Annotated in this window: 11 protein-coding genes and 4 pseudogenes; 4 read left to right on the forward strand and 11 right to left on the reverse strand. The window is 65.6% G+C overall.

The window, feature by feature from the left end; all coding sequences use genetic code 11:
• Window positions 1–348: acyl-CoA dehydrogenase family protein (locus DK254_RS34395; protein WP_177412076.1), on the reverse strand; the 348-nt coding region annotated here is incomplete at its 3' end.
• A gap of 45 nt (window positions 349–393) precedes the next feature.
• Window positions 394–1,221, reverse strand: coding sequence for a MaoC family dehydratase N-terminal domain-containing protein (locus DK254_RS16265; protein ID WP_109934574.1), 828 nt, complete (start codon window positions 1,219–1,221; stop codon window positions 394–396).
• A 337-nt stretch (window positions 1,222–1,558) separates the two neighbouring features.
• Here DK254_RS16265 and DK254_RS35195 point away from each other — a divergent pair.
• A pseudogene (locus tag DK254_RS35195) lies at window positions 1,559–1,759 on the forward strand (RNA polymerase sigma factor); the annotation flags it as partial.
• 83 nt (window positions 1,760–1,842) lie between these two features.
• On the opposite strand, the gene DK254_RS16275 reads toward DK254_RS35195, so the two are convergent.
• Window positions 1,843–2,802: a LysR family transcriptional regulator gene (locus DK254_RS16275; RefSeq protein WP_109934575.1), complete on the reverse strand. Its 960-nt coding sequence runs from the start codon at window positions 2,800–2,802 to the stop codon at window positions 1,843–1,845.
• 219 nt (window positions 2,803–3,021) lie between these two features.
• Here DK254_RS16275 and DK254_RS16280 point away from each other — a divergent pair, with 219 nt between their 5' ends.
• Window positions 3,022–3,447, forward strand: coding sequence for an ester cyclase (locus tag DK254_RS16280; protein ID WP_109934576.1), 426 nt, complete (start codon window positions 3,022–3,024; stop codon window positions 3,445–3,447).
• 86 nt (window positions 3,448–3,533) lie between these two features.
• Here DK254_RS16280 and DK254_RS16285 read toward each other — a convergent pair whose 3' ends face one another.
• The 7 genes and pseudogenes from DK254_RS16285 to DK254_RS16315 form a co-directional block, all read right to left on the reverse strand.
• Window positions 3,534–4,340, reverse strand: a complete 807-nt coding sequence (locus DK254_RS16285; RefSeq protein WP_109934577.1) for a helix-turn-helix transcriptional regulator — start codon at window positions 4,338–4,340, stop codon at window positions 3,534–3,536.
• Between the two features lie 148 nt (window positions 4,341–4,488).
• Window positions 4,489–4,887: pseudogene (gene eutH, locus DK254_RS16290) on the reverse strand (ethanolamine utilization protein EutH); the annotation flags it as partial.
• A gap of 142 nt (window positions 4,888–5,029) precedes the next feature.
• A pseudogene (locus tag DK254_RS16295) lies at window positions 5,030–5,551 on the reverse strand (SDR family NAD(P)-dependent oxidoreductase); the annotation flags it as partial.
• A gap of 272 nt (window positions 5,552–5,823) precedes the next feature.
• Complete coding sequence (locus DK254_RS16300) at window positions 5,824–7,314, reverse strand: aldehyde dehydrogenase (RefSeq protein ID WP_109934578.1); 1,491 nt, start codon at window positions 7,312–7,314, stop codon at window positions 5,824–5,826.
• A complete protein-coding gene (locus DK254_RS16305; RefSeq protein ID WP_109934579.1) occupies window positions 7,307–8,218 on the reverse strand; it encodes a dihydrodipicolinate synthase family protein in 912 nt (303 codons plus the stop codon). The genes DK254_RS16300 and DK254_RS16305 overlap by 8 nt, the downstream gene beginning before the upstream one ends.
• 71 nt (window positions 8,219–8,289) lie before the next feature.
• A pseudogene (locus DK254_RS16310) lies at window positions 8,290–9,615 on the reverse strand (MFS transporter); the annotation flags it as partial.
• A 168-nt stretch (window positions 9,616–9,783) separates the two neighbouring features.
• Window positions 9,784–11,103, reverse strand: coding sequence for an FAD-binding oxidoreductase (locus DK254_RS16315; RefSeq protein WP_109934581.1), 1,320 nt, complete (start codon window positions 11,101–11,103; stop codon window positions 9,784–9,786).
• Window positions 11,104–11,812: 709 nt separating this feature from the next.
• On the opposite strand from DK254_RS16315, the gene DK254_RS16320 reads away from it, so the two are divergent.
• On the forward strand, window positions 11,813–12,841 hold the full coding sequence (locus DK254_RS16320; protein WP_256595881.1) for a GlxA family transcriptional regulator: 1,029 nt from the start codon (window positions 11,813–11,815) through the stop codon (window positions 12,839–12,841).
• A 33-nt stretch (window positions 12,842–12,874) separates the two neighbouring features.
• On the opposite strand, the gene DK254_RS16325 is transcribed toward DK254_RS16320, so the two are convergent.
• Complete coding sequence (locus tag DK254_RS16325; protein WP_109934583.1) at window positions 12,875–13,825, reverse strand: LysR family transcriptional regulator; 951 nt, start codon at window positions 13,823–13,825, stop codon at window positions 12,875–12,877.
• Window positions 13,826–14,067: 242 nt separating this feature from the next.
• Between DK254_RS16325 and DK254_RS16330 the strand changes: the two genes are divergently transcribed.
• Window positions 14,068–15,279: an SRPBCC family protein gene (locus DK254_RS16330; RefSeq protein ID WP_109934584.1), complete on the forward strand. Its 1,212-nt coding sequence runs from the start codon at window positions 14,068–14,070 to the stop codon at window positions 15,277–15,279.
• The last annotated feature ends 44 nt before the right edge of the window (window positions 15,280–15,323 follow it).

The following is a 15,323-nucleotide window of genomic DNA, read 5'->3' on the forward strand; positions in this document are numbered from 1 at the left end:
TTCGCCGCTGGCGAGTTTGGGCAGGTAGTAGCGCTTCTGCTCCTCGCTGCCGTTACGCAGCAGGGTGAACATGTTGTACATCTGTCCGTGGATGGTCCCGGAGTTGCCGCCGCAGCGGTTGACCTCCTCGAGGATCACCGAGGCCTCGGCCAGGCCCAGGCCGGAGCCGCCGTACTCCTCGGGGATCATCGCCGACAGCCAGCCGGCCTCGGTCATGGCCTTGACGAAGGCCTCGGGGAAGCCTTTCGCTTCATCGATCTTGCGCCAGTACTCGGCGGGGAACTCCGCACAGAGGGCGCGCACGCCTTCGCGGATGGCATTGAGTTCTTCGTTGTCGTGGTGGTTCATCGCTCTTCCTTTGGGCTGCGTCAGCGGGATGGACGCGGGGCAGGGTCAGTCGAACAGGACTTCGGCGCGCTGGCACACGCCGGTGGAATTGGCGGCCCACAGTTCGGCTACGCCGGATTCGGTGTGGCGTCCACCCACCTGGAACGGCTCGGGTGCGATCAACGGGCGCACGCCTCGGAAGCTGAAGCGGCGCAGGCGTGCCAGCGGGTTGGCGCGGGCGAAGGCAGCGAGGCTCAGGGTTGCAGTCAGTGGGCCGTGCACCACCAGGCCGGGGTAACCTTCGCTGGCGGTGACGTAGGGCCAGTCGTAATGGATGCGGTGGGCGTTGAAGGTCACCGCGGAGTAGCGGAAGAGCAGGGTGGGGTCAGGCGCGATGCGCTCTTCCCAACCCATCTGGGGCGAGGGCTCGCCTGCGCCGAGCTTGGGCGGCGAGGGCTCGCGGTAGACGATGTCCTGCTCCTCGCGCAGGCACAGTTGACGGTCCTGCCAATACTCATGGGCGAGGGTGACGAACAGCAGAGAACCGGTGCGCCCGGCCTTCTCCTCGATGCGTTCGATTCGGGTTTTGCGCCAGGCTTCGGCGCCGATCCGCAAGGGTTCGAGGAAATCCAGCCGGCCGCCTGCCCACATGCGATTGCGCCCGTGGGCCGGTGGCATGAAAGTACCCAGCACCGGGTGGCCGTCCGGGCCCAGGCGGTTGCCCGCCACCTGGTCGTTGAAGAAGCACCAGTGCCAGAGCCATGGCAGCTCTTCGCCGTGGGCCGGCGCCGATGCATTGAAGGTAGCTGCGATGCGTTGCACGAGGTTGCGGCTAAGTTGGTCGTGAACTTCCTGGGTACGCCCCAGCCATGCCGAGGGATCGAAGTCGGTCATGCCTTGTATCCGCGTTGAGTGAGATGCCTGGCATGATGCTGGCGAGCGCGGAGGTGGAGGAATTCGATTTTGCCGAAGTCCGGTTGAAGCCCAGGCTAATACGTGGCCCGTTATTGTCGGTCCTTTTCTCTCTATAACGCTGCAGATTGCTGTTAATGAGGGAGTGCCCGCTCCTGGCCGACAGCAGCCATTCGCTGGCAGCAATTCCCTACCTGCTGGCAACACCACAATGCCTGACAGGCAGGCTGGCCACCCTGAACAGTTTGACGTATTTGAGAATCAATTGCGATTTATGTGGTGTGCGCACCCATTCCCCGCCGCCTGCGCAGTTCCGAAAATGGCTCCTCGCGAACGTCTTTCGCTGACCCGCCTCGTCGAGACTCATTGCGAGGAGCTCAAGACGTACATCCAGCGCAAGACCGGTTCCGCCTCCACCGCCGCCGACATCGTCCAGGAAACCTGGTTGCGTGCCGCCCGGCATGCCGCGAAGCTGCCGGACAACCCGCTGGGCTATCTCTATCGCACCGCCGGCAACCTGTCGCTGGATCGAAAAGGAATGTGCGAGACACCCCTCGCACATCCTCCGTCACCTGGACCCAGCCCGTCAGGTACCTGTCTTGATCAAGGCTCGTGCTCCGGATCGGTCCGGGGTTTCGAGGTGCTGCGCATCACTTCCCGCAGCGCCTCAACCAGGGCAGAGGCGGCGGGCGACAGGGCGGTGCCCGCCAGGCGTGAAATGCCAATCTGCTCCAGGACCAGGGGCTCGAGGGCGGGGAGGCGAACGAGGTCCTTGCTGTGCGCCGGGTCGAAGGCCACCGACTGCGGGAGAATGCCGAGCAGGTCGGTCTGCTTCAACAGCCAGAGTATGTTGAAGAAGGAAGTCGTCTCTATGGTCGCATGGGGTGGCTCGACATTTTCCTGGTAGAAGATGTTGTCGAATTGCTTTCGCAGGGTAGTTTCCAAGGGGGGGAGAATCCATGCCGCGCGAGCGAGTTCCCCGAGTTCGACATTCGATTGCCGGGCGAGCGGGTGACTACGCCGCGCAACGATAATGGCGTTCTCGCTGAACAGTGCCTCCTGAGCAACGACGGCACTTGAGCTGACATCGGAAAGCCTGCCAACCAGGAAGTCCAGTTCACCCGATATCAGCCGGGGAATGAGTTCGCCGCTGACCCCCTCGACGATCTTGAGGCGCACGCTCGGGCGGCTTGCCCAAAGCCGCGCGATCGCTGCAGGCACCAGGTAGCTCGACCCGGTCAACACGCTTCCTATCGCGACACGTCCTGCATGCCCTTTTCCCAGGGCCTCGATTGCCTGGGAAACATGGTCCAACTGCGCCAGGACCATCCGGCTGCGTTCCACGAACGCGCAGCCCAGGTCAGTGGGCGTAACGCCCCTGCGGTTCCGTACGTAGAGTTGGGAACCCACCGCCTCCTCGAGGTCCTGCAGCAGCTTGCTCGCCGTTGGCTGAGAGAGGTTGAGCGAGCGCGCGGCGTGCAGGACGCTCCCGTATTCGAAGAGCGCGATAGCCAGGCGGAAGTGCCTGACCGTTGCCCATCTTTCCAGCCTTTCCAGTGTCATGTGGTATTCCTGAATCTGATATCACATTAACTATAATATTTATTTACGAATATCAAAATGCACTTTTAGAATGTGCCCGGTCGCACTGGCGGCCCCGGGTGAAGTAACTGCGCGGAAGTCCAAATACTGCAAGCAATGCATGTCTTCAGTCATCCACGACTGCATATGTGCGGTGGTTGCGGCTGACTTTTCTATTGTGGAATACGGAGGTAATACTGCATGAGTATCAAGAATCTGGAAGCCGTAAAGAACTACTTCAAATATTGTGTCGACGGGAAAGACGTGGAGAGGGTCGCTGATTATTTTGCCGCTGATGTCGTTGTGCATCGGCCTGATTGCGACGCTCCGATTCGTGGCCTGGAGAACTTCAAGCGAGCCTTGAGCGAAAATGTTCTCGACCGGTACGAGACGATAACGACCAGATTTTCCAAGGAGGTCGTCACGGAGGATGTCGTCGTTGTCGCCTTGACACATGGCGCTACCGGCTCCAATACATGGCACGGCTACGAAGTTGAAGGCAAGGACGTGACCTGGACGGCCCTGACGTACTTCCGCTTCGACGCACAGGGGAAGGTTGTCGAGGAAATCGTCGAGCGGAACGAACTGTTCATGGCGAAGCAGTTTGGCATCATCGACTACGCCTGAAGCCCGCGAACGATGGCGGATCACGCCGTAGGCGTTATCGGCCCTACGGGGCCGGGCGCCTTCCCCACCGGCAGGGCGAGCACTACCTACCTCGCCGATTGCGCGATGTAGCCGATGAACAACCGGAACAGGTCGGAGTTGCTGGAGATTTCCAGGCGCTGGTAGATGTTGTGCTTGTGGACCTTCACGGTGCCTTCGGAGATGCCCAGCAGGCGGGCGATGGAGGCGTTGCTGTGGCCCTGCAGGAGGAGCTTGGCGATGTAGCGCTGGGCGTCGGTCAGCTGGCCCTGGAGGATGTCGACGAAGGCGCTTTCCAGTTCGCTTTCGGGGTTGTCGGCGATGGCGTCGGCGCTCTTCGGGGCGTTGCGCCAGTGCAGTTCCCATAGCGAGCCGATGACCGGCGAGAGGGTTTCGAGCCGCTGGATTTCCGCAGGGTCGAAAGGACCGTGGTCCTGGGCCTTCATCAGCGAGAAGACGATGGCCGTGCGCGGCTGCAGGTGGATGATGTAGCCGATTTCCTCGACCAGGGTGCTGTGGGTGGAGGACACGCAGGGGGGCAGGTCGCGGGAGATGGCGAAGCCGGAGGAGAAGAAGCTGTCCGGCGCCAGGTCGCTCATGCGCCACAGGCCGGCCGGGTGGCGGTTCATGCTGGCGACGTAGAAGGGGGCGAGCAGGTAGCCGCCGCGGGCGTAGGCTTCCAGCGTCTTCGCCGACACCTGGCCGTCGTAGCCGTCGTGCAGCAGCTGCGCGTTGCGGTCGAAGCGGAAGAGGTAGGCGCAACTCATGTCGAAGCCGATGTCGCCGCTCAGCAGCGAGCAGAGGACATGCCCCAGCTTTTCGGTGCCGACGGCGGCTATCGCGTCCGCCAGCTTATTCGCGTCTTGGCTGTTCATGGAGGGCTGCGTCATGGCGCCGGGTTGCCTGTGGTGAGCCGGTATTGCCGCGCCGCCCGGGTTGCGGGCGGCGGGCGCCAGGGCCTGGCAGGGGCGCCGCGGGGCGCCCCTGCGACAGCCCGGTCGAGGCGCGCAGAGCGTCCTGCGGTGCTTCCTGGCTGCCCAGTTGCTGCGCCTTGGGCACCGCCAGCCAGTAGGCCAGGAGCATGCCGACCAGGCCTCCTGCGAGTTTTCCAACGATCAGCGGCAGGATCAAGCTCGGCTGGAAGTTCGCCGAGTAGGCCAGGTGGTAGCCGAAGGTGAAGGCCGCGCTGACCGCGAAGGCGATGACCAGGACCTTGTCCTTGGGCGGCATGTCGGCCACTAGGCGGAACATCGCGAGGATGTTCGCCGAGGCGGCGAGGATGCCCGCCGCGCCTACCGGCGACAGGCCCAGGCGCGAGGCCACGTGCTCGATGGGGCGGGAGAGGAAGCGCTTGATCAGGTAGACCATCGGGAAGGCGCCGCAGAGCATGATGCCCACGTAGCCGGCGATCTCCAGCGCGCGGATCGCACAGGCGCCCCTGCATGGCCTGCAGCGCCTCGTCGGAGACCTCGGTGCCGAACTCGCGCAGCAGGTCCAGCTCGCGCCGGCCGTGGGCGGTGCCGATGAACCCGGGGCAGATGGCGTTGCTGCGGATGTTGCGTTCGCGGAACTCCACCGAGATCGCCCGGGCGAACATGTGGCAGGCGCCCTTGGTGGTGCAGTACAGGACCTCCATGGGGGTGCCGACCACGCCGGAGATGGACGAGGTGCAGATGACGCTGCCGCCGCCGGCCTCGATCATCTTCGGCAGCACCGCGCGGGTCACCAGGAACATGCTCTTGACGTTGATGTTCATCAGCCGGTCCCAGTCGCTCTCCCGGGTGTCCAGGAAGGGGCCGACGTGGATGGTGCCGGCGTGGTTCATCAGCACGGTGATGGCGCCGAAGCGTTCCTCCACCTGCGCCACTGCGCGCTCGACCTGCTCGGCGACGGAGACGTCGGCGGGCACGAACAGCGCCGTGCCGCCGGCCGCATTGATCCGCTCGGCCACGGCCTTGCCGTCGCTGTGCGGCAGGTCGAGCAGGGCGACCTTGGCCCCCTCGCGGGCGAAGAGTTCGGAAGCGGCCAGGCCGCAGCCGCCCGCGCCACCAGTGATCAGCGCCACTTTGCCGTTCAGTCGTCCCATGGGTTTCTCCTGCTTGTCGGTTGGGAGATCTGTGGGGGTCACGCTAGGGACGGGCCTTTCCGGTGTCCATGTGCCGGTGGATATATGCGTGGCTATCTCTTTGTTTTAAAAGAAATAAAATGCTGAATGAAATGGGTGCGGCGGCCCGGTGCGCTATCGACGGCGACAGGCCGTGCCAAGCGCTTGCCACCCTGGATGAGAAACGCCCCCACCGCCGGCGTGGCGGCGGTGGGGGCTGTACTGCGGGTCAGTTCAAGGGGTTGTCGCGGGTATCACGAGGCGTCGATCCAGATGGTCTTGATCTCGGTGTACTGGTCGTGGGCCCAGACCGACTTGTCGCGCCCGCCGAAGCCGGACTCCTTGTAGCCGCCGAAGGGCGTGGAGGCGTCGCCTTCGCCGAAGCAGTTGACGGTGACGATGCCCGCGCGGATTTCCCGGGCCAGGCGCAGGGCGTTGCGCAGGCTGCCGGTGTAGGCCGAGGCGGCCAGGCCGTAGACGGTGTCGTTGGCCAGGTCGATGGCGCCGTCGATGTCGGTGAAGGGGGTGACCGACAGCACCGGGCCGAAGATTTCCTCGCGGAACAGCCGGCTCTGCGGGTCGACGTCGTCGACCACGGTGGGCTCGACGAAGATGTCGCCCTGGGTCTGGCCGCCGTAGACGAAGTCCAGGCGCTCGTTGCGGGCCTGCTCGATGTAGGAGCGCACCTTCTCGAAGTGGGCCTTGCTGACCATGGCGCCGAGGCGGTTTTGCGGGTCCAGCGGGTCGCCCAGTTTCCATTCGCGCATGTGCACGCCGATGCGCTCGAGCAGGGCGTCCTTGATGTCGGCGTGGACGATCAGGCGCGAGGAGGCCGAGCAGTTCTCGCCCATGTTCCAGAAGGCGCCGTTGACCACGTGCTGGGCGACCTGGTCGAGGTCTTCCACGTCGTTCATCACCACCGCCGGGTTCTTGCCGCCGCACTCCAGCACCACGCGCTTGAGGTTGGATTCCGCGGCGTACTTGAGGAACAGGCGGCCGGTCTCGGTGGAGCCGGTGAAGCTGACCATGGCCACGTCCGGGTGGCGGCCGATGGGCTCGCCGGCGTCCTTGCCGCCGCCGGGCACCACGTTGAACACGCCGGCGGGGATGCCGGCCTGGTGCGCCAGTTCGGCGACGCGCAGGGCGGTGAGGGTGGTTTCCTTGGCCGGCTTGACCACGATGGAGCAGCCGGCGGCCAGCGACGGGCCGATCTTCCAGGCCAGCATCAGCAGCGGGAAGTTCCACGGCAGCACCAGGCCGACCACGCCGATGGGCTCGCGCACCACCATGGTCACGGCGCCGGAGCCTACCGGCGCGGTGCTGTCGTAGATCTTGTCGATCAGCTCGGCGTGCCAGCGCAGGGTATGGATGGTCTCCGGCACGTCGATGTTCTGGCATTCGCGCACCGGTTTGCCGCTGTCCAGGCTCTCCATCACCGCCAGCTCGTGGGCGTGGTCTTCGAGCAGCTGGGCGAAGCGTTGCATCACCGCCTTGCGCTCGCCCGGCGAGCGCTTGCTCCAGCGGCCGTCCTCGAAGGCCAGGCGCGCGGCGGCCACGGCCAGGTTGACGTCCCCGGCATCGCAGGCGGCGATGTTGGCCAGCAACTCGCCGGTGGCCGGGTTGGTGGTGGCGAAGGTGCGGCCGGAGACGGCGTCACGGAAGTTGCCGTCGATGAAAGCCCGGGTGGGGAAGCGCAGTTCGGCTGCGATGGCGGCGTATTCCGCCTTGCTCAGCAGTTCAGCCATTGTGGGAGCCCTCGGTGATGAGCGCGACTTCGCGCTTGAGTACGGCGACGATCTCTTTCAGCTCGGCCTTCTCGGCCTCGGTCATGCCCTTGAGCGGGGCGCGCACGCCACCGCTGCGCAGGCCGGCCAGCTCGCAGCCGTACTTGATCGACTGGACGAACTTGCCGCCTTCCAGGAAGTCCATCAGCGGCATCATCGCCGCCATGATGCGGCGGCCCTTGGTGAAGTCGTTCTGCAATACGCAGGCTTCGTACAGGGCGACGTGCTCGCTGGGGATGAAGTTGGAGCCGGCGCAGACCCAACTGCGCGCGCCCCAGGCGAAGAACTCCAGGGCCTGGTCGTCCCAGCCGCAGGACAGCGCGATCCGCGGGTGCTTGCAGGCCAGGCGGTGCAGCTGGGCGGTGGAGCCGGAGCTTTCCTTGATGGCGACGATGTTCTGGCAGCCGGCGACGGCGGCGAAGAATTCCTCGCCCATGTCCACGCTCATGCGTCCCGGGTAGTTGTACAGCATGATCGGCAGGCCGGCGGCGCCGTCGACGGCCAGCACGTGGTCGGCGATTTCCTGCTGGGTGGGCAGGGCATAGGGCGGCGAGCCGACCAGGATGGCGTCGGCCTTGATCTCCCTGGCCGCCTTGGCGTAGGCCACCGAGTCCTCGGTGCGGATGGCGCCGGTGCCGACGATCAGCGGCAGGCGGCCGTTGACGACGTCCCTGGCCTTGGCGGCCAGGTCGAAGCGCTCCTGGGCGGTGTGGGCGTAGTACTCGCCGGTGGAGCCGCCGATGATGATGCCGTGGACCTTCGACGCGATCAGGTATTCCAGCACTTCGGCGAAGGCCTGGTGGTCGATCTGGCCGTCGGCCGCCAGGGGGGTGATGGCGGGTGTGTAGATGCCTTCGAATTTCATGATGCGTTCTCCAGTGAGGTGGGCACGGCCTGTTTGTCGCGCCAGCTGTCGGTCGACGTGGCGCGACGGGGTGTCAGCGAAGCCGCCTGCTGCAGGTTGAGCGAGCGGGTTTCAGGGGCGAGGAGCAGGGCGAACAGCAGGCCCACGAGGGTCACGATCGCCGCGGCGAACATGGTCTGGGCGATGCCGTAGCTCTGCAGGGATAGGGGGACGAGGAAGGTGCCTACCGCGGCGCCGATGCGTGACATCGAGGTGCCGACGCCCACCGCGAAGGCGCGGATCTCGGTGGGGAAAAGCTCGTTCGGATAGACCAGCGAGAGGACCTGGGCGCCACCGATGAACAGGGCGTAGATGCCGAAGAGGGCCAGGATCACCAGGGGTGCGCTGGCGTGGAAGAGGCCCAGGCCGAAGAGGGCGAGGCTCGACCAGAGGAAGCTGTGGATCAGCATGTTGCGCCGGCCGATGGCGTTGATCAGGCGGGTGGCGATGATGCAGCCGACGACGAAGATCAGGGTGATCGCCACCGAACCGAAGGAGGCCCAGTCGCCCTTGAGGTTGAGGGCCTGGAGCACGGTGGTGGCGAAGGCGTACACGGCGAACAGGGGGATGACCGTGCAGGTCCAGAACACGGTGACGAAGAGCATTCGCTTGCCATAGCCGCTGTGCAGCAGGCTGCGGAAGCCGAGGTGTTTCAGCGCCTGCTGTTCGGGGAGGTTGCCGAGCGAGAAGCCGGGCCCGTAGACCTGCCGGATGACGCGTTCGGCTTCGGCTTCGCGGCCCTTGCCGAGCAGCCAGCGGGGCGACTCGGGAGTGCCCAGGCGCAGGGCGAAGAGGGCGACGCCGATCACCACCGCGCTGGCCAGTGTCAGGCGCCAGGCGTCCTCGCCGCCGGTGCGCTGGAGCAGTTCGCCGACCAGGTAGGCCGCTGAGGCGCCGGCGAACCAGAGGATGGTCAGGAATGCCAGCCGCGGGCCGCGGTGGCGCTTGGGCAGGAACTCGACCAGCAGCGAGGTGGTCACGGGATACTCGATGCCCACGGCCAGGCCGATCAGCAGGCGCAGGGCGAAGAGGGTTTCCGCCGACTCGACCCAGTACTGCCCCAGGGAGCCGACCACGAACAGGATTGGCCCGACGAAGAACACCCGCCTGCGGCCGAAGCGGCCGGTCAGCCAGCCACCGAGAAAACCGCCGAAGAAGATGCCGATCAGGGCCGCGGCGGCGATCAGGCCTTGCCAGGTGCCGCTGAGGTTCAATGCCGAGGTCACCTGGAGCATGGCGACGCCGATGATGCTCAGCACATAGCCGTCGACGAACGAGCCGCCTCCGGAGCGCAGTGTCAGCATCTGGTGGAAGGTGTTGATGGGAACGTCTTCGATGGATGGGGTAGTAGTTGTCATTGTTTTCCTCATTTCAAAGTTTCCCGGAGTCCGGACCGAGCGCGCCCGCCAGCTGAAATGGCTTCAGCCGTCGAACTCGCGGAGCTCCGGCTTCAGGTCTGCACGCCGGGAATCGTGTCGTGCGGCCAATCTCGGCCGGACGTTCCCTGGCAAATGACCGGCGGGGGCTCAGCTTTCCTTGCCGGCTCGGTATTGCCCCCACTTGAGGTTCAGGTTGACGCCCGCGGACAGGAAGGGCTCCGGCGGGTTGCCGTTGGGGCCCGGCGAGTTCAGCAGGAAGTCGATGAGCTCGCTGCGCTCGCCCGCCAGCCAGTCGGCCAGGAGTTTGCCGGTGACCGTTCCGCGGGTAACGCCCAGGCCGTTGCAGCAAAGGGCACCATAGACATTGGCGGCCAGTTGCCCGAAGTAGCCCGAGTGGTTTCGCGACAGGGCCAGCGCACCGCCCCAGGTGTATTCGAAATCGACCTCGGGCAGCATCGGGAAGCGGCTGGCGAAGGAGGCCTGGTGGCGGTTGACGAAGCGCTCCAGGTACTTGGCGTTGCTGCGCCCGTCCGGGTTGAAGCTGAAGCTGTTGCGGATCAGCAGGCGGTTGTCGGGGGTGCGGCGCACGGTGGTGCCGAACGGGTCCGCCGGGATGACGCCCCAGTAGGGCTTGCCGCCGAGGCGGGCCTGCTCCTCGGTGGTCAGCGGGCGGGTGATGCTGGCGTAGGTGAAGATCGGCAGCATCTTGCCCCTGAGGAAACCGAAGCTCATGCCGAAGGCGTTGTTGGTGAGCACCAGGCGGCCGGCGACGAAGCTGCCGCGGGCGTGCCGGAGCACGACCTTGTCGCCGTACTCCACCTCGGTGATGGGGGTGTTCTCGTAGAGGCTGACGTTCGCCGGCAGGCTGTCCGCCAGGCCCTTGACCAGGGCGGAGGGCTGGATGAGCACGGTGCCGGGGGTGAACAGCGCCTTGCGGTAGAAATGCGTGCCGATGTGCTCGGGCAGCGCGTCGGCCTCGATCATCTCGTAGGCCTGGCCGAGCCGGTCCAGGCCGCGGCGATAGGCTTCCAGCACGGCGATGCCGCGGTCCTCGATGGCCGCCTGGTACTTGCCGCAGGCCTTCATCTGGCAATCGATGCCGTGCCGCTCCACCTGGTCGCGCAGCAGGTCCTGGCCCATCAGGTTGAGCTTGAGGCTGGTCCTGGCGATGTCGATGTCGCCGATGTAGTCGTCGGCCCCGATGTCGTGGGGCAGGTCGATGGCAAAGCCGGCATTGCGCCCGGAGGTGCCGAAGCCTACTTCCTGGGCTTCGACCAGGACGATTTCCTCATGGGGGAAATGCAGCGCCAGCTGGCGCGCCGCGGCCAGCCCGGTGAAGCCCGCTCCGACGATCACCCAAGGCGCCGAAGTCTGGCCGGTATGCGCGGGCCTGGGTTGTCTGGCCTTGCTCAGGTGGTACCAGCCACAGCTTTTGTCATCGGCAGGTAAATGGGTGATCTTCGTCATTTCAGGGGCCTGTTCTATTTATTTCAGCCAATAGCTATCCGTTGCGTGGAGTGACTCACTCACGCGAGAAAACCAGAGCCGGGGGATTACCCGAGTTTCACTGTTGTGGCGCGGCCTCGATGCCGGCGTCTGTGCGACGCTTCGAAGGGCGCCTTGAAGATGTCCGCTGTGGCCTGCGGGTCGTGTCGTTGGGTGCTGTCGATCATCCGCTCGTGCGGGGCGCGGGCAGGACCTCCTGTCCGTCGCCGGCGATCCCTGCCGTTCGTGGAATGACTATAGGGAGCGCGCCGACGGGGTGTCTAATTACATTTTCTGGGATCAATTCATACGCATACAGCGGGTTTCGGGCGCCGGAGAGGCGCTGGCGGGGGCCCCTGGCGCCTCTGTCGGCCGGGCATTTCCCAGCTGGAAATCACTAGGTTTTCTTTGCGGGCACAGGTGTTTCCACTGCCGGGGCGGGGGTTCTGGCCTGCTATGACGCGAGAGGGGGCGGCGCGCGCCGAGGCCGGTCGGGGGCCGGCCATGATCGGGATCTAGGGTTTGCGCGTGTCTGTGGGCCGTGTGGGGGAGTGGTCGGAGGCAGACCGCCTGTATAACATTTGCCTACAGACGGTATACAGAACAGCCCTCGCCGCGCCGCCCTGCCAGGCCCGCCGCGAGGCTGATGAACGCCGCAACTGCCCACAAGAACTCATAGAGGCTGCCAACGGTGGAAAGACGACAATTCAGCGAAGCCATGCAAGGCAAGAATCTCCGCTTCATGGCCGAGAAGAAGGCGGAACCGCAGCGCCAGCGGCGCGTGGGTTTCGTCCTGCTGGAGCACTTTTCACTGCCGGCCTTCACCCAGGCGCTGGACACGCTGGTCACCGCCAACCTGATCCGCGAGGGCGCCTTCTCGACGCGCACCTTCAGCCTGGATGGGGAGCCGGTGACGAGCGACCTGGGCCTGGTCATCTGCCCGTCCGCGGCCCTGGAGAGCCGTCATCTGGACCTGGACCTGCTGGTGGTCTGCGGCGGGCTGCGCACGCCGCTGCGGGAGCTGCCCGCGCTGAACCGCCTGCTGCAACTCGCCGACGACAGGGGGGTGGCCCTGGCCGGTCTCTGGAACGGCGCCTGGTTCCTCGGCAAGGCGGGGTTGCTGGATTGCCGCAAATGCGCGGTGCATCCGGAAAACCGCGCGGCCCTTGCGGAAGTCGCCAGGAACAGCGTGGTGACGGCCGAGAGCTATATCGTCGATGGCAACCGCCTGACCGCGGGGAGCCCGGCCGGCGCCTTCAACATGGTGCTGGAATGGATCAACCGCCTGTATGGCCGTAAGCTGGTCGATGGCGTCGTCGATATCCTGGCTTTCGAGGAGTCCCGCTACCGGCGGACCCGCCCGGCCTTGCACGAGAAGATGTCGCAACCGCTGCGCGACGTGCTCAACCTGATGAGCGCGAACATCGAGGAGCCGCTGAGCACCGACCAGCTGTCACAGTGCGTGGGTCGTTCCAAGCGCCAGCTCGAACGCCTGTTCCAGGAGCAGATGGGGACCTCGCCGGTGCGTTACTACCTGGAGCTGCGCATCACCGAGAGCCGCCGCCTGCTGCAGCACTCGGACCTGTCCCTGGTGGAGGCGGCGCTGGCCTGCGGCTTCGTTTCGCCGAGCCACTTCAGCAAGTGCTACACCTCGTTCTTCGGCTACCCGCCGTCGAAGGAAGTCCGCCACGGTTGCGTCCGCTCCGCCAGGGCGAAGTAGCGCGGGGCGCCGCGGGCCAGGGCCCGCGGCTGCTCAGAACTGCGCCATGAGCCAGTCACGCAACCGGCGGCAGGCGTCGTCGTCTTCCTTGTCCTCGTTGAACGTGAGGTAGTGCAGGGTGTCCTGCAGCACCACTTCCTGCTCCACGGGACGGATCAGCGAGCCGTTGGCCACCAGGTGGCCGATCAGGTGGTCCCAGCCCAGCGCCACCCCCTGGTGGCTCAGCACCATCTGTACCAGCAGGTTGTAGTCGTTGGCATTGAAGAAGTGCGGACGCTTGCCCGGGCCGTCGTTCAGGTCGATGTCCTGGAAGGCCATCCAGACGCTCCAGTCGACGTGCTCGGCCACCTGCGAGCGGCCGTAGGGGCTGAGGTTGAGCAGCACGCCTTCGCGCAGACCTTCCAGGCTCGCGATCTCCGGATGCTGGGCGAGGTAGGCCGGGGTGCAGACAGGGTAGATGACGTCGTGGACGAGCGGGTAGCTGCGGTAGCCCTCACGGATCTTGGCCATCTTGGTGATGAAGATGTCGGGCCTGGTCCCCGGCTCCATGGAGAGGAAGTTCTGCGTGGTGATCAGGTTGAGCTCCACGTCCGGGTTGGCCTCGAAGAAGCCCGGCAGGCGATGGGCGAGCCAGAGCGCCGAGAAGGCCGGCGAGCAGCAGAGGGTGACGATCGACTTGGACGTGCTGTTGTGGCGGATGCGCTCGGCCGCCTGGGAGATGTTGACGAAGGACAGCTGCACGGCGTCGAAGAAGATCGAGCCGGCCGGGGTCAGCTCCACGGCGCGGCCCACGCGCTTGAACAGGTCGGCGCCCAGGTAGGTTTCCAGCTCGCGGATCTGCCGGCTGATCGCCGCCTGGGTGACGCACAGCGCCTCGGCCGCCCGGGTGAAGTTCTGGTATTTGGCCGCGGCCACGAAGGACTTCACCGCGCGCAGCGACGGCATCTTGATCAGCGTCTGATCGGGTTCGGTGTGTTTGACCATAACTTCAGGTAATCAAGACCTTGGAAAAAATGTCGGTTCTTTCGCGTCGGCCCCGGTCCTAGACTGCCGCAAATGCTGTGATCGCGGCGGGCTGGCAGGCTCCGTGGATGGAGGTTAGCCGAAGCGACCGACGACAGAAAGCCTCCGCGCCGCAGGGCCCTTCCGCCAGCGCCGGACGCCGCCGCTGGCCGATCCACGCATGCACCGATACAAACCGCGCCTGTTCTGGAGTGCATACAACAATGGATAAGAAAGCCGCTGTGCTCGACCTGATTCGCCAACGCAAGGCCCGCCACGCGCTGCCCCGCGCGGTCTATAGCGACCCCGAGGTGTACCGCCAGGACCTGGAGCAGCTCTGGCACAAGGAATGGATCTTCGCCGGCCACACCTTCGAGCTGGAGAAGCCGGGCCAGTACCTGACGCTGCAGATCGGCGACTATCCCATCGCCGTGGTGCGCGGCGGCGACGGTCAGGTCCGGGCGTTCCACAACGCCTGCCGGCACCGTGGCTCCAAGGTGTGCACGGAAAGCAGCGGCAAGGTGGCCAAGCTGGTCTGCCCCTACCACAAATGGGTGTTCGACCTAGATGGCAGGCTGCTGTTCGCCGGCAACATGGGGCCTGAATTCAACCCCGCCGACTACGGCCTGAAGCTGGCGCACTGCGAGGTGGTGAACACCTACATCTACGTGTGCGTCGCCGAGACCGCGCCGGACTTCTCGCGCTTCCGCGACGCGGTCTCGCCCTTCATCGGGCCGCACAACCTGGAAGACTGCAAGGTCGCCTTCGAGTCCAACTTGGTCGAGCGCGGCAACTGGAAGCTGGTGTTCGAGAACAATCGCGAGTGCTACCACTGCGACGGCACCCACCCGGAGCTGCTCAACTCCTTCGTCGAGAACCTTTCCGTGGCCGGCGTGGGCGGCGAGGAGGACCCCGAGTTGAGCGCCCACTGGGACCGCTGCGAGGCCGCCGGCCTGCCCAGCCGCCTGGTGATGGACGAGGCGGGGCAGTTCCGCATGACGCGCATCCCGCTCTCGGCCGGCGCCGTGAGCTACACCATGGACGGCAAGCCGGCGGTGGCGCGGCGCCTGGACAAGAGCGGCGAGCCGAACATCGGCGCGCTGCTGTACTTCAACTACCCCTCCACCTGGAACCATTTCCTCGGCGACCACGCCCTGAGCTTCCGCGTGCTGCCCCAGGGCCCCAACGAGACCCTGGTGACCACCAAGTGGCTGGTACCCAAGGATGCCCAGGAAGGCATCGACTACGACCTGGAGCGCCTGACCCGCGTGTGGATCGCCACCAACGACCAGGACCGGCGCCTGGTCGAGGGCGCGCAGGCGGGGGTGAACTCGCCGGCGTACGAGCCGGGCCCGTATTCCTCGATTGCCGAGAACGGCGTCTGCCAGTTCGTGGACTGGTACTGCACCGAGATGACCAGTCGTTTGGCCGACTGATTCCTTTCCCGTTCGCTGCGGACAGGCCCCGCTTCACCCTCTGG

Origin of the sequence: Pseudomonas sp. RW407, assembly GCF_003176655.1 — a bacterium.
GTDB lineage: Bacteria > Pseudomonadota > Gammaproteobacteria > Pseudomonadales > Pseudomonadaceae > Pseudomonas > Pseudomonas delhiensis.